The following is a 15,404-nucleotide window of genomic DNA, read 5'->3' on the forward strand; positions in this document are numbered from 1 at the left end:
AATCTACTTGGAGGAGTAAGAATGAAAATAAAAAGTTGGATGTTAATGCTAATAGCAATGGATTATTGTTAATCCACTACTACAGTTAATATATTATAGTATAAAACATAAAGAAATATAAGATACTTGCTCAAAATTTTTAATTTTCAGATAGTAAAGGACTATTCAGGTATAATATCGAATTAAGGAAATTATCTATTAGGCAGGGAAAGCTAATGAAGAAATTTTTAAGAATTCTGTTTAAATTAGTCTTAGTTTTGATAGTTATTGCTGGGGCTGCTTACGGTGGATATTATGGATACCAGCAATATCAAAAAAGAGAACAGGCAAAAGCTACTTTTACTTCTAGACCCGATGTAGAAAAAGCAAAAGATGGCACAAGCATTAGTCCAGGACACCATAATCTAGCTTATTTTAAAAAGTTATTGAATGAAAAATATCCTGATGTCTATAGCGCAGCCTATGAAACGCCTCGTGCTAGTAAAATCGGCAGCAGTGTTGTAATTCCGGGTCAAGTTGTAACGCCAAGCTATGATTTTAATAAAAAGAAAATTACAGATGCGGACTCAATGACTCCTCAGGGATTAACTGTAGCGGGGAAGTACTTATTGATTACAGCTTACGATTCAACGCATAATCACCGCTCGGTTATTTACTGCTTAGATAAGAAAAGTGGCAAATACTTAAAGACAGTTCAAGTTTCAGGATCTCCGCATTTAGGCGGTATTGCCTATGATCCAATTGCTAAAAATATTTGGGTAACGGGAAGTCAAGATGATTCTTCAGCGCTAATGTCGTTTTCATTAAAGAAACTAGAAAAATATAGCTATAATAAGAAAAAGCAACCTATTCGATATGATAATGTAATTGCTTTGCCTACCATTGAAAGAGCATCTTGTGTAACGTATTATGACAATCAACTGTTTGTTGGCTTTTTTAATACAGATGGACAAGGACAATTTGCTAGCTATCCAATCGCTCGTTCAGGCACCTTTAAAGGTACAATTACAAGTGATCAAATTAAAGCAGTAACTGGCCAAGTATCTTGGGCTTTGGGATCGGGAAGCGCCTCAATGGATCGGCAGATTCAAGGAATTGCATTTTATCAGAATTGGATTATTTTGAGTCAATCATATGGAAGTAAAGATTCTAAATTATACTTTTTCCCAATTTCAGCTTTGAATTATCTAGATGAAGGAAATGCAGAAAAAGTTGTTATTATGCCACCATATTTAGAACAAATTTATGTTCAAAATGGTCAATTGTTGATGTTATTTGAATCTGGAGCGAAGGCTTATGAACGTGATCAAATAATGATTGTTGACCGAATTTTATCGGCAAATATCAATGCCTTATTAGGAGGTTAAAATGGTTAAAAAAATATCTTTTTGGGTACGATTAGCAGGCTGGAGCGGTTTGATATCAGGAAGTAGTGTTTTGGTATTATACCAGTATTCCCATAGTATTTTATTTTTAATAAACTTGATTACAATTGTATTGTTTTCTGCTTACGCTTTAACGACTGCTAATGATAGAAAGTGGAAAAATCCTGACTGGCTGTTGAAAGTGATTTTGTTAGTATTAATCTTTGTTTCAATTTTGCCATCTATTTTCTTAGGTATTGGTTATTTTATTGAAAGAAAACGTAATCAAAAGTAGCGGACTGTCCATAACTAAGGCTATTTTTGGTATAATTACTACTGTTCATGCTATTTTCCTAAAAAATAGTAAAGATATTAACCTATTTTATAACAATGTTGTAAAATTTAGAAAAAAGATACGAGGTGTAAGCATGGCAGAAAACAAAGATAAACAGAGCGATACAAAGAAAAAAGAAATAGGCTTGTTTATTGCTAAAACTCTCTTTTACTTTGCAGTGCTTGTAGTGCTAGTTTACTTGTATTCATATAGTGGCATTGGAGCTGCAAAATTTATTTATAAAGATTTCTAAAACTGAAAGGGTCGCATTAAATGATTAAAGATGTAATCAAGACAATCGATCAAATTGCTACTGAAGATCCAAACCGAATCGCCTATGATTATCTTGGCGAAACTAATACTTATGGAGACCTAAAAGCTAGGTCAGATGCTTATGCAGCTAAGATTAGCGAACTAGATCTTCCTGAAAAAGCTCCGGTAATGATTTGGGGTGGTCAAACCTTTGAAATGATTGCTAGTTTTATTGGTGCTGTTAAAGCAGGACATGCTTATATTCCAATTGCTAGCTATTCTAATAGTGAACGTTTATTAATGATTCAAGAGGTTTCTGAGGCTCCTTTAGTGATTGCTATTGATAAACTTCCTATTGAAATGGAGAATATAAAAGTTTTAACTCCTGGAGACGTTTCTGATAGTCATGTAGAAATTGATCAAGATAAGTTTGTAAATGGAGATGATAACTTTTATATCATCTTTACTTCAGGAACAACAGGAAAACCTAAGGGTGTCCAAATTAGCCATGATAATTTGCTTAGCTTTGTAAATTGGGAATTAAGTGATTTTTCACTTCCTGAGAAACCTAGTTTTTTAGCTCAAGCCCCATATTCTTTTGACTTATCTGTAATGAGCCTTTATCCAGCTTTGACAGCAGGCGGTAAATTAGTAGTTTTACCTCACGATGTAACTGAGAACTTAGGTCAATTGTTTAAGACGTTGCCACGGTTAAAATTCAATGTTTGGGTTTCAACTCCATCATTTGTAGAAATGAGTTTCTTAGATCCTACGTTTGATGCTAAACACCATCCAGAACTAACTCATTTCCTATTTTGTGGTGAAGAATTAAGTCATAAAACAGCTAAAATGTTGAAGATGAAATTCCCAGACAGTCATATTTTTAATACTTATGGGCCAACTGAAACAACAGTTGCCGTAACACAAGTAGAAATTACGGATAAAGTTTTAGATAAATATGATCGTTTACCAATTGGTGTAGCAAAAGATGACACTAAGATTTCAATTGATACTTCTAAAGGTGAAGAAGATAACCAGGGTGAGGTTATTATTGAAGGACCAAGCGTTTCTAAAGGTTATCTAAATAACCCAGATAAAACTAAGGCTGCTTTCTTTAAGGAAAGTGAGCATGCAAGCTATCGTACTGGAGACTTAGGATTTTTAGATGGCGACATGCTGTTTTATCGTGGAAGAATTGACTTCCAAGTTAAATTCAATGGATATCGAATTGAATTAGAGGAAATCAATTTCTACCTTGCTAAGAATCCATTGGTTCGTTACGGCGTTGTAGCGCCAAAATATAATAAAGACCACAAAGTACAACAATTAGTTGCTGTTGTTGAACTAGCTGATGGAGTGCGCGAAAAGTATAGCGATGCTGAGTTGACTAAGAAATTACGTGAAGAGTTAAGTCAAGATATTATGCCATACATGCTTCCTCAACGTTTTATCTACCGTGATGAAATGCCAATTTCTCAAAATGGTAAGGTAGATATTAAACAAGTAATTAAGGAGGTAAATAACGCGTGATCAATATTCAGCCTTATAGTAATCCGCGTTACTTTGTTATTCTTTTTATTGCGTTATTACCACTAATCATTGGGTTATATCATGGTAGACGCTTTAAAGCATATGAAGCTTTCGTTTCGTTACTATTTTTGTTCTTAATGTTCAATGGTAAAGATTGGATACAGGGAGTGCAATTAATTGGATACATTATTTTCCAGTTTTTAGTTACTTTTGCTTATCAAAAATATGTTAATTCTGGAAAGAATAAAACCTCTGTTTTTTGTTTAGCAGTCATCCTAGCGATTTTACCTTTGGCAGCAGTAAAAATTGCACCATTAGTGCCAAATAAAGCTGCAGATTTAATTGGTTTCTTTGGAATTTCATATTTAACTTTTAAAACTGTACAAGTTATTATGGAACTTCGCGATAAGACTATTAAAAAAGTTGATCCAATTACTTATGCGAGATTTTTGCTTTTCTTCCCAACTATTTCTTCAGGTCCTATTGATCGTTATCGGAGATTTAAAGAAGATTATGATAAGGCTCCGGAAAGAGATAAATATATTGAAAACTTAAAATTTGGTACTAGATATATTTTTCAAGGATTCTTATATAAATTTATTATTGGTTACGTATTTGGTACCTTATGGCTGCCTCAACTAGCTAAAGATGCACTCTTTTATGGTCAAGCAAATGGTGGCCTTCGCTTATCATGGGCACTTTTAGGCTACATGTATTGCTACAGCATGTATCTTTTCTTTGACTTTGCAGGATATTCTTTATTTGCTGTAGGTACATCATATTTCATGGGAATTAGAACTCCTATGAACTTCAATAAGCCATTTATTTCTCAAAATATTAAAGATTTCTGGAATAGATGGCATATGACTTTGTCATTCTGGTTCCGTGATTTTATCTTTATGCGTTTTACATTCTTTGCAATGAAGCATAAATTGGTAAAGAATAGAATCAGATTATCGCAATTAGCCTATTTTGTAGATTTCTTAATTATGGGTTTCTGGCACGGATTAACGTGGTACTATATCGTATATGGTATTTTCCATGCTACAGCCATTATCATTAATGATATTTGGCTACGATTCAAGCGTAAACACCAGAAGCAAATCCCTCATAATCAATTTACGAAGTGGTTTGCGATTTTCTTAACTTTTAATGTTGTTTGTTTCAGTTTCCTAATTTTCTCAGGTTTCTTGAGTACATTATGGTTTGGCTGGAAATAATTTACTAAGTTTGAAAGGATTTTATTAATTATGGATACAAAGCAAGCTGTTTTAGATATTTTAAATGAATTAACTGGTGAAGATTTAAGTGACCAAATGGATGAAAACATTTTTGAAAATGGATTGTTAGATTCTATGGCAACTGTACAAATGTTACTTGAATTACAAGATAAATGTGATGTTACTGCACCAGTATCAGAATTTCACCGTGAAGATTGGGATACTCCAAACAAAATCATTGCAAAGGTAGAAAGCTTAAGAAATGAGTAATAAACGCAAACTGTGGCAGATTTTCGGCCCAGTTCTCTGTGCGTTCATTTTGTTAATAATCTTATTTTTGATTCCATGGCAAAATGGTGAAAAGTCAGATAATGCTTTGTTTAAAGCTTCTGTCTCACAGTCACAAACTGTTTTTAAGGGACAATCAATTAAGCAAGCTGCTTTTGAAAAAAACTACGTTCCATTTTATGGTTCTAGTGAGTTATCAAGAATGGATGCCTTACATCCAAGCGTTTTAGCTTATAAATATAAAAGAAATTATCGACCTTTCTTATTAGGAGGACCGGGAAGTCAATCACTAACCCACTTTTTCACTATGCAGGAAACAGTAGATCAACTTTCTAACAAAAAAGCTGTATTTATTATTTCACCACAGTGGTTTACTAAGCAGGGACAAAATCCGGCTGCTTTTGGAATGTACTTTTCTCAACTTCAAGCTGTTGACTGGATTTTAGGTGCTAAGGATAGTGTAGCTACACGCTATGCGGCACGTCGCTTGCTTGATATGCCAGCTGGAACTGCTAGTGAAACAACAAAGTATGCTTTGATGACATTAGCTTCAGGGCAAAAATTGTCTAAGTATCAAACCTTGTATTTAAAAGCTAGACGTCGAATGTTAGCTAATGAGGATAACTTCTTTTCTTCTTTGGGAATGACTAATAATATTCCAAAGATTCAAAAAGAAGCCGGTAAATTACCAGGTACTTATGCCTATGATAATTTGCGTCAATTTGCTAATGAACAAGGTCAGCAAGGAACGACCAATAATAAATTTGGTATTTCTAATGGATTTTTTGATAAAAAGTTAAATAATAAACACTTAAATAAATTAAAGAATTCACAAAAAAACTTTGACTATACTAAGTCACCAGAATACGCAGATTTTGAATTAGTATTAAATGAACTTGCTCATGAACATGTAAATGTCTTGTTTATTATTCCACCTGTTAATGCCAAGTGGGCTAAGTATACTGGCTTATCTCAAAGCATGTATCAAGAATGTGTTGCAAAAATTACGAAGCAACTTACTTCCCAAGGCTTTAATAATATAGCTGATTTATCAAAAGATGGTGGAAAGAAATTCTTCATGGAAGATACTATTCACCTTGGCTGGAATGGTTGGTTAAAAGTAGACCAATATGTAAAGCCTTTTATGGAAGAAAGGAATCATCCAGTTAACTATAAGTTAAATAGCTACTACTTTACTAAAGCTTGGGGAAACAAAACTGACGTAAAAATGCCAGACACTAAAAGTAAGGCAGCAACAAATATAAAAAAAAACTAGCACAAGCTGGGATTAAAGGTAATGTTTTAGTAATTAAGAACAATAAGGTAGTTCTTAATGAATCTACAGGATATTCAAATATCAGTAAAAAAATTCATAATAATTCTAAGACTGCCTTTTTCATCAATTCTGTTAATAAAGTTTTTACTGGTACTTTGGTTTTAAAACAGATTGAGAATAATAAGCTTAGCCTTAACGATAAGTTATCAAAATTTTATCCTCAAGTTTCGCATGCTAATCAAATCACGATCAGCCAACTTTTGACTATGGAGGGTGGACTGAGAGGAAAAAATGAATCAGCTTATGGAACTCCTGTATTTAACAATAATCAGGCAGGAATTAAATATGATATTAAACATAATGTGATTTTTGATAAGCAGCATTATAATCAACGCATGTATTCATCAATTAATTATATTTTGTTATCTGGTATTTTAGAAAAAGTAACTCATCGTTCTTATGAAAATCTTATCAAAAATACGTATATTAAAAAGCTAGGACTTTCTAATACGGTTTTTTATTGGGATATACCTAAAAATAGACATATACAGGTTGCAATTCCATATACAAAAAATACCCAAGGATATTTAAGTCCGCATTTTATTCCGGTAGACAGAGTACATGGAGATTTAGGAGCTGGAAGCTTGGTGATGTCTAATGATGATCTTTATCGAGCTACTAGTGCAATCCTGAATGGAGAAATAATTGAACCTGCTTCTGTGCAAAAGGCATATGCCCCCTCTGATCCTGCAAATTATAATGCTGGTTTTTATAATTTCCCTGACTTTCACTCGACAAATGGATCGGGCGATGGTTATACAACTTATTGTAGAATTTCAAATGACACTAGAGATGCATTAGTAGTTCAGTCCAATTATCCCGTTAAGGATTATTATAAAATTAGGCAACTTTGTAATGATCTCATGGAAAGTTTAATAAAGTCGGATACATAGAGATGAAAATTTAGTTTTTCATCTCTTTTTTGCTCTTTAAGCATTCTTAAAACTGGTTGTTTAAGAATGCTTGCTGTGCTAAGATTTACCTGTACCGTTGTATTGAAGTGCATTTTCTACGGTAGCGAAAATGTGCTTTCTTATTTGGTCAGAATAGCGGTACGTAACACTGTGTGAGCCTGATTCCGATGTTGGTGGAATTAGGCTTTTTTATTGCAAAAATAAAAGATCGCTAGTCAGCGATCTTTTTCTTGTTATAGGCATTAACGAAAGCAAAAATTAGGACAGATATCAAAACTAAAATAGTACAGAAAATAAATAAAACTAGGTATGAGAAGTTATCTATTACCAAAGCACCAATTAGTGGCCCTAAGGCACGTCCAGCTGATGTAACGGATTGAACAATACCTTGATATTTTCCTTTATCTTCATTGCTAGCTCGGTCGTTTACAAAGGTTGAAACGGCAGGAAAGGCCAAAATTTCTCCACAAGTAAGGACTGCCATGGCTAAAACAAAGTTGAAGTAGTGAGTAGCACCAATTAATAGCAAGAATGCTAGTCCAAATAAGCTAAAACCAATATAGAGTCTGCCATGCAGATGAAGAGTTAGCCAATCATCAAAATGGGTAAGTAATGGTTGAAGTATGACAATTAAAACAGCATTTAGAGTCCATAATAGACTGTATAAGCGAACACTCATGTGCAATCCGAGCATATAGGAAGAAATGTTTGAGTTCCATTGTTCATAAGCAATCCAAGCTGCTAGGACGCAGATCAGAATAGAAAAAATAGCTTTTTTTGCGCCATAGGGAATTTGTTCTTTATATTCAGATTCGACGACTTTTTTATTTTTAGAAGCATGTGCTTGATTTAAACCACGATACTCCAGAAAGATTACAATACTCAAAAACACAAACATAATAAATGCAAGTAAGAAAATATAAGTAATGCCAAAAGGTAAAATAAAGCCGACCATTAAGGAGCCAAAAACTAGTCCTAGATTTTGAGTGAAATATAAAACGTTAAAAACATAGGAGGCATTTCGACTGCGGATTAGTGTGGCAATTGAATTTAAACCAGTGACGACAATTCCGTTACCTAATCCAAGAGTAATCAATAAAATCGGATAAGCAGGCCAGCCATGAAATAAAACTAATAAAAATGTAGATATTGTAGAAATAGTAACGCCCGTTAGGAGTGTTTGGTAGGGATGCCATTTATCAAATAAAAAACCACCTAGTGCGTTTCCTATCATTGTAAATGCAGAATTAATGAAGAGAACGATTCCGGCAACAGTTAGAGTTTCATGTAAATAATTATGGATGTAAATAGTAGTTAAAGGCCAAATAAAACTAACGCCAGTATTGATAATTAATGAACCAGCAAATAACCAGATTAACTTGATTGGGTCTATTGCGTGCTTTCTTAACATGTTAATCCTCCCTGAAATTAGATTTGCAGTATAAAAAGAAGCTGACGATTGTCAGCTTCTTTTTATTAATTACTCTCATTTTGACTGAAAATAAGATTTTACGCAATGCTTATTAAGCGTCTCCATTCATCCAGCTACTGTTAAAATTTCTAAGAACTTCGTCAGCTGGAAATGCGTCTTTACCAGTATGTTTAATTGCTTCTTGAATTTGCTTTTGAGATAAATGATCGCATACGTAATTCTTAATAGCTTCATTAATTACTAAGTTCCAATCTTTATCAGAGCGATTTAAATAGTAATTTAATAGACGATTATTTTTATCGGTAATAGAAAAACTTCGTTTAGACATAATTTTTCTCCCTCAATATCTTCTCTCTAATTATAGCATGTTCTTAATTTGACTAGTTGTTATAAAGGCTTATAACTTTTAATCTATTTTTTAACAAAAATCATGGGTTTATAATGATTTTTAATTTAAACTAAGGAGTAGACTATAAAATTTAAGGACATAAAAAATGGAAAAAATAATTTTTAAAACGGTTGTTCGACTTAGAAGATTAGCATTTTTTAGGGTAGCTGACCGAACGTTGATGATGTTAATGCCGTTAGCAGTAGTGGGGAGTATTTTTCAATTTTTGTGGCAGAGTGTGTTTTCACCTACAAGTTTAATATCAAATATTTTCTATTTTGATAAATGGCTGCCAGATCAAATTTTTAATGGTGCATGGTATGCTTGTCAAGGGGTTACTAGTGTAGTATTTGGTACTTTTGGGCTTTTTACAGCATATTTTTCAGCGCAATATACAGCTAGACTTTATCAAAAAGATGCCCAAATGGCTGGAGTATCAGGGATGCTAGCTCTTCTTTTGTGTGCGTATCGTTTTAGAGATATAAAAAACTTTCAATTATCATTTAATTGGCGTTTTTTGAACATTAATAGTTTTTTATTTGCGCTATTAATAGGATTTGGTACTGGTTTAATTTTTAGGTTTTTAGGTGTTGAATATCATCACCAGCATGCGGAAAGTGCACAACTAATTAAAAAAAGGGCGTTTAATTCATTTCGACCAATGCTTGCTACTTGGGTAATTGGACTAGTGGTTGGAATTTTAGCTAGTTTAGTTCATGTGCGTGTTGTTGCTACTAACTTTTATCAATTTTTCCAAAATCAGGGACAAAATAATTTGAATTTAGGAGTTTTCATTCCATTATTGCTATTAGCGTTGCTGTTAAATTGGCTTGGGATTGGTCAACCATTGGCCTCTTTAACTACGGGTAGCGATAATGCGACTAATGTTGCCAACCTAAACTATGCTTTAACTCATGGTTCAAGTTTGAATGTACCAAATCCTTATGTGGGAAATTCTCTGTATCAATCTTATGGAAGATTTGGTGGCAGTGGTTTAACTTTAGTCTTATTAATTGGTATTTTAATTTACATCAGAAAAAATAGCATTGCTAGAATAGCCCGCTGGAGCTTTATTCCGACTTTATTTGGTTCTAATCAAGGAGCTTTGATTGGTATTCCAATAATGCTGAACCCATTATTTTTAATTCCATATGTGTGTTTACCTGTTGTAAATATGCTTTTAGGTGCAAGTATGATTGCAATTCATTTGATTCCCGTCTCTGCATATAATGTTTTATCTGGCACTCCTGGTCCTTTAGTTGCCTTTATTGCTACAAATGGTACTTGGCAAGCTTTAATTTTTTCAATGCTCTTATTTGCTCTTGATATTTTATTATATCTTCCAATTGTTAAGATGGCTAAGGATGTTCAAGATGAAATAGATTTACTAAATGATGAGGAAGCAGGGTATGAGTATGTTAAATAAAAAAATAATATCGAAAAATCGGCTGCTTTTATTAGGTACATTTATTTTCTTAATAGTTTTAGCTATTCCAACTTTTTTTTGGATTAAGAATGCTAACAATGATTTAGCTGAACGGCGAAAGTCACAAATGTCACCGGTAATCATGATTCCCGGATCAAGTGCGACTACTGAACGTTTTAACGAATTAGTTAATTTATTGAATAAAGATACTTTTAAGAAACATAGCTTGTTAAAAATTCAAGTAAAAAAAGATGGGACATTAAAGTATAGCGGAAAGATTAATCGTAATGACAATGAACCATTTATTGTGGTTGGCTTTGAAAATAATCATGATGGTTATGCCAATATTAAAAAACAAGCAGGATGGTTCGATGAAGCATTTGCGCAGCTCAGTCAACAGTATAAATTTAATAATTTTAAGGCGTTTGGTCATTCAAATGGTGGATTGATTTGGACTTATTGGTTGGAAAATTACTATGCGGACTATAGTGATGAAATCAAAATAAAGAAATTAATGACTTTAGGTACGCCGTATAACTTTAATGAAAGCAATGTTGATCATAAGACAGAAATGTTGAATGATTTTATTAAAAATAGAAAGAAAATACCTAAAAACTTGGATGTATATTCTGTTTCTGGCGGAGAAAATTATGAATCTGATGGCTTAGTTCCTGAAAGTAGCGTAGCTGCAGGAAAATATATTTTTCAAAATCAAGTAAAGCATTATACAACTATGACTATTACAGGCGCTGATGCACAGCATTCATCGCTGCCACAAAATAAACAAGTAGTTCAACTAATTGAACAGTATCTACTAGAAAATAATAATGGAGATAATACTCCTGCTAATGAACAAAAGCCAAAAGAGAATCGAAAAAATAGAAAGAATATAAATGATTAAATTCTTTGAAAATTAATAGAGATAAATAATTATTCAACTTTACTATCATATTAATTCACAAAGATTTTAAGCGCAATGTGTTTCATAAAGCGCGTTGCGCTTATTTTATTCACAAATTAAAATAATCTGTGGAAAAAATATGATATAATATTTGGCTTTTCTGTGGATAACCTGTTATAATTAAAGCTGTGAGTAGTTAGCACTTAAAACTAATGAGTGCTAAAGTTTTTGAGAATATGAGGAGTGTGTAAAGCATGGCATACTTTGACAATGGAAATTACAATTTTGATGATTTGTTTAATGAATTAAACAGAGATTTTTTCAATGATGGAAGAATGACAAATGGTCAACAACCAATGAGATATAGTACCGGTCAAGCACCACAACAAGGTGCACAAAATGGTCAACAACAAAAGGAGAAGCCAATTGGTGTTGATTTGACTGAACAAGCTAAGAAGGGCAAATACGATCCTGTTATTGGACGTACTGCTATTATTGACCAAGTTATTGAAATTTTGAGTAGACGTAAAAAGAATAATCCTGTTTTAACTGGACCTGCTGGTGTTGGTAAGACTTCAGTAGTTGAAGGATTAGCTCAAAGAATTGTTGATGGAGATGTTCCTGAAAAGCTAAAAAATGCTCATATTATTGAATTGAACATTAATGAATTAGTTGCAGGTACTTCTCTTCGTGGTAGTTTTGAAGAAAAATTAAAGAAGATTATTGATAAAGCTAAGGGTGACAAGAATGTTATTCTCTTTATCGATGAATTACATAATATTGTTGGTGCAGGTTCAACTGATTCAGAAAATAATTCTGGGGATGCTGCTAACATCTTAAAGCCAGCTTTAGCAAGTGGTGAAATTCGTGTAATTGGTGCAACTACTACTAGTGAATACCAACAAATCGAAAAGGATCCAGCTTTAGCTAGAAGATTCCAACCAGTACAAGTTCCTGAACCAAGCATTAAGGATGCTATTGAAATTTTGAAGGGCTTAGCTCCAAAATATGAAAAGTATCACAATGTAAAATATGATCCAGAAGCTTTGAAGTTAGCTGCTGAACTTTCTAACCGGTATATCAACGATCGTCACTTACCAGATAAGGCAATTGACTTGATGGATGAAGCTGGTGCTAAGAAGTCTTTAGGTATGGATCAAAAGGATGAAACTTCAATTAAGAATAAGATTCATGCACTAGAAGGTAAAAAAGCAGAAGCAGCTAAGAGTGAGAAATATGACGAAGCTGCTAAAATTAAGAAAGAAATTGAAGATCTTAAGAAAGATCTCAAGAATGCAGGTAAGGCTAGTGAACTTAAAGTTACACCAGAAGATATGTATGCTTTAATTCAAACTAAAACTGGTATTCCAATGAGTGAAATTAATGCGAATGAAGCTCAAAAGAATGCTAACTTAGCTTCTGACTTGAAGAAGGTTGTTATTGACCAAGATAAGGCAATTGATATCATCACTGACGCAATTGCTCGTAAACAAGTATTTAAGGATTCAAACCGTCCAACTGGTTCATTCTTGCTTACTGGTCCTACTGGTGTTGGTAAGACTGAATTGGCTAAGCAATTAGCAATTAAGTTATTTGGTAAGGCTGACGCTTTAGTACGTTTGGATATGTCAGAATACCAAGACCAAATGGCTGTTAACAAGTTAATTGGTTCAGCACCTGGTTATGTTGGCTATGGTGAAGGTGGTCAATTAACTGAAAAGATTCGTCATCAACCATATTCTTTGATTTTGCTTGACGAAATTGAAAAGGCAAATCCACAAGTCTTTAATGCATTACTTCAAATTATGGATGATGGTCGTTTGACTGATGCACAAGGTAGAACAATCTCCTTCAAAGATACAATCATTATCATGACTTCAAATGCTGGATACTCTGATAAGTTGCTTAAGGGAGACGATCAAGATGCTTTACGTAAAGCACTTGAAGTTTACTTCAGACCAGAATTCTTGAATCGTCTTGATGCAATTGTTCCATTTAATTCATTAACTAGTGAAGATATGCTCAAGATCTTAGACCTTTACTTAGTAAAGATGGAGAAGTCTCTTGCTAAGAGAAACATTAAGCTTCATGTTACCGATGATGCTAAGAAGTACTTGGCTAAGAAGGGCTATGATAAGGAATTTGGTGCTCGTCCATTGAGAAGGGTTGTTGAACAAGATCTTGAAACCCCAGCAGCTAAGTTGATTGTTTCTAAGCCAGATACTAAGGAAGTTAAATTCACCATTGATGATAAGCATTTATACTTAAATGGTGAAATTCTTGAAGATGTATTGTTTGACAAGGAAACTCGTGAACAAGAAAAGAAAGACATCAAGGAAGCTGAAAAAGCTGACAAAAAAGAAGAAAAATAGTTAACAATGTTGTGAAAAAAGACTACGAATTTAATTCGTAGTCTTTTTTTAATTAATTTTAATTATAGGGTAGAAATAGCTATAAAATCAGGTATAATAATTAAAATTAATTAAGGAGAGTTGGAATGAAAAACTTTTTTAAGAAAGTTCCAGTAAATACTTTTTTAAAAGCAGATTCTCGCTTAACTAGACATTTAAATGCTCGTGATTTAGTTGCATTGGGAATTGGAGCAGTTATTGGAACAGGAATTTTTATTTTACCTGGTCATGAAGCAGCACAGCATGCTGGTCCAGCGGTTGCTATTTCTTTTTTATTAGCAGCAGTTGTTTCTGGTATGGTAGGGATGGCCTATGCTGAATTTTCTTCTGCGATGCCAGTAGCGGGATCCGCCTATTCTTTTGGTTCAGTAATCTATGGAGAAGTAGTAGGGTGGATAATTGGATGGGGATTATTATTAGAATATTTTTTAGCTGTTTCGGCTGAAGCGACTGGTTTTGCTTCATATTTTAATAATAATATTTTAGCTCCAATTGGAATTCATTTGCCTAAAGCACTTGAAGCTGGTCCTATGGAAGGTGGAGTAATAAATATCTCTGCCGTTTTAATTGTATTAATTGTTGCACTGATTTTATATCAAGGTGCTAACCTGTCTAAACGCGTGGAAAACATTGCTGTAATGATTAAGGTTGCAATTATTATTTTGTTTATTGTAATTGGGATGTTCTATATTAAGGCAGATAACTACGTTCCCTTTTACCCTAAGAAATTCCAAACACCACCGTTAGGAATTGGAGGAATATCTACGGCGGCGGCCACGGTATTCTTTGCATTTATTGGGTTTGATGCGTTAGCGGCAAATAGTGCTGAAACGAAGGATCCTGAAAAAAATGTTGTTAAAGGAATTATGGGAACAGTAATTATTGCGGTATTACTATATGTAAGTTTTTCTCTGGTTTTAACTGGAATGGTCAATTACAAGCAATTAAATGTTGACGATCCAGCAGCTTATGCACTGAAAGTAGTTGGCTTAACTGCGTGGAATAAATTGATTACCATTGGAGCATTAGTCGGAATCTTTACGGCAATGATTACTATGTTACTAGGTGGATCAAGATTGCTGTATGCTTTAGGAAGAGATGGGTTACTACCTGATTCCATGGGAAGTGTGCATGCCAAAAAGATGATCCCAGATCATGCAGTAATTGTTTCTACGATAGTAGCAGCTGTTTTTGCCGGATTGGTTCCTTTAATGGAATTAGCTTCATTAATTAATGCAGGTACGTTAATTGCATTTGCTTTAATTTCATTTGGGATTATTCCTCTACGGCATCGAAAAGATATTGTGAATGATGGATTTAAAATGCCACTTTATCCTGTCCTGCCTGTAATCGCTGGACTATTAAGCGTATATTTCATTTGGATGCTACCAAAGACAACCAAAATTATGGTAGGAATCTGGCTAATTGTAGGAATAATTGTGTATGCAACATATGGTATAAAACACTCTAAATTACAGAATTAATCAAAAAGGCCTCAACTTGAGGCCCTTTTTAGCACTCTAAAAAAATATTGCTAATTTTTGCAAAAAAAGGGTTGACGAAAAGTAAAAAAGCCTGTAAAGTAATACATGCTGTTTGAGGCAAGCG

At 33.6% G+C, this 15,404-nt stretch carries 14 protein-coding genes; 12 read left to right on the top strand and 2 right to left on the bottom strand.

All coding sequences use genetic code 11. The annotated features are described in order from the left end of the window. Positions 1–215: 215 nt before the first annotated feature. From FD18_RS04780 to FD18_RS04815, 8 genes are all read left to right on the top strand, one after another. Positions 216–1,367 carry a YncE family protein gene (locus FD18_RS04780; protein ID WP_057718877.1) on the top strand — a complete coding sequence of 384 codons (1,152 nt, stop codon included), beginning with the start codon at positions 216–218 and terminating at the stop codon, positions 1,365–1,367. A gap of 1 nt (position 1,368) precedes the next feature. Continuing rightward, complete coding sequence (locus tag FD18_RS04785; RefSeq protein WP_057718878.1) at positions 1,369–1,659, top strand: hypothetical protein; 291 nt, start codon at positions 1,369–1,371, stop codon at positions 1,657–1,659. A gap of 133 nt (positions 1,660–1,792) precedes the next feature. Next, positions 1,793–1,951 carry a teichoic acid D-Ala incorporation-associated protein DltX gene (locus FD18_RS04790; protein ID WP_057718888.1) on the top strand — a complete coding sequence of 53 codons (159 nt, stop codon included), beginning with the start codon at positions 1,793–1,795 and terminating at the stop codon, positions 1,949–1,951. Between the two features lie 20 nt (positions 1,952–1,971). After that, positions 1,972–3,480 carry a D-alanine--poly(phosphoribitol) ligase subunit DltA gene (gene dltA, locus FD18_RS04795; RefSeq protein WP_057718879.1) on the top strand — a complete coding sequence of 503 codons (1,509 nt, stop codon included), beginning with the start codon at positions 1,972–1,974 and terminating at the stop codon, positions 3,478–3,480. Next, positions 3,477–4,700: a D-alanyl-lipoteichoic acid biosynthesis protein DltB gene (gene dltB / locus FD18_RS04800; protein WP_057718880.1), complete on the top strand. Its 1,224-nt coding sequence runs from the start codon at positions 3,477–3,479 to the stop codon at positions 4,698–4,700. The genes dltA and dltB overlap by 4 nt, the downstream gene beginning before the upstream one ends. A 30-nt stretch (positions 4,701–4,730) precedes the next feature. Beyond that, on the top strand, positions 4,731–4,970 hold the full coding sequence (gene dltC, locus FD18_RS04805) for a D-alanine--poly(phosphoribitol) ligase subunit DltC (RefSeq protein ID WP_004896464.1): 240 nt from the start codon (positions 4,731–4,733) through the stop codon (positions 4,968–4,970). Next, positions 4,963–6,264, top strand: coding sequence for a D-alanyl-lipoteichoic acid biosynthesis protein DltD (gene dltD / locus FD18_RS04810; protein WP_057718881.1), 1,302 nt, complete (start codon positions 4,963–4,965; stop codon positions 6,262–6,264). Before dltC ends, dltD begins: the two co-directional genes overlap by 8 nt. Positions 6,265–6,275: 11 nt before the next feature. Next, the gene (locus tag FD18_RS04815) at positions 6,276–7,217 is read left to right on the top strand and encodes a serine hydrolase domain-containing protein (RefSeq protein WP_057718882.1); all 942 of its coding nucleotides are present in this window, start codon (positions 6,276–6,278) and stop codon (positions 7,215–7,217) included. Between the two features lie 232 nt (positions 7,218–7,449). On the opposite strand, the gene FD18_RS04820 is transcribed toward FD18_RS04815, so the two are convergent. Together FD18_RS04820 and FD18_RS04825 are read right to left on the bottom strand one after the other, a co-directional pair. Further along, positions 7,450–8,649, bottom strand: coding sequence for an MDR family MFS transporter (locus tag FD18_RS04820; protein ID WP_057718883.1), 1,200 nt, complete (start codon positions 8,647–8,649; stop codon positions 7,450–7,452). Between the two features lie 112 nt (positions 8,650–8,761). Next, positions 8,762–8,998 (bottom strand): hypothetical protein, encoded by a 237-nt coding sequence (locus FD18_RS04825; RefSeq protein WP_057718884.1) that lies wholly within the window; start codon positions 8,996–8,998, stop codon positions 8,762–8,764. A gap of 166 nt (positions 8,999–9,164) precedes the next feature. Here FD18_RS04825 and FD18_RS04830 point away from each other — a divergent pair, with 166 nt between their 5' ends. From FD18_RS04830 to FD18_RS04845, 4 genes are all read left to right on the top strand, one after another. Beyond that, on the top strand, positions 9,165–10,484 hold the full coding sequence (locus FD18_RS04830; RefSeq protein ID WP_057718885.1) for a PTS transporter subunit EIIC: 1,320 nt from the start codon (positions 9,165–9,167) through the stop codon (positions 10,482–10,484). Then, entirely contained in the window at positions 10,474–11,385 is a 912-nt protein-coding gene (locus FD18_RS04835; RefSeq protein ID WP_057718889.1) for an alpha/beta hydrolase, read from the top strand. The genes FD18_RS04830 and FD18_RS04835 overlap by 11 nt, the downstream gene beginning before the upstream one ends. A 254-nt stretch (positions 11,386–11,639) precedes the next feature. Continuing rightward, a complete protein-coding gene (locus tag FD18_RS04840; RefSeq protein WP_057718886.1) occupies positions 11,640–13,757 on the top strand; it encodes an ATP-dependent Clp protease ATP-binding subunit in 2,118 nt (705 codons plus the stop codon). Between the two features lie 125 nt (positions 13,758–13,882). Then, positions 13,883–15,280: an APC family permease gene (locus tag FD18_RS04845; RefSeq protein WP_057718887.1), complete on the top strand. Its 1,398-nt coding sequence runs from the start codon at positions 13,883–13,885 to the stop codon at positions 15,278–15,280. The last annotated feature ends 124 nt before the right edge of the window (positions 15,281–15,404 follow it).

Source organism: Lactobacillus taiwanensis DSM 21401, assembly GCF_001436695.1.
Classification (GTDB): domain Bacteria; phylum Bacillota; class Bacilli; order Lactobacillales; family Lactobacillaceae; genus Lactobacillus; species Lactobacillus taiwanensis.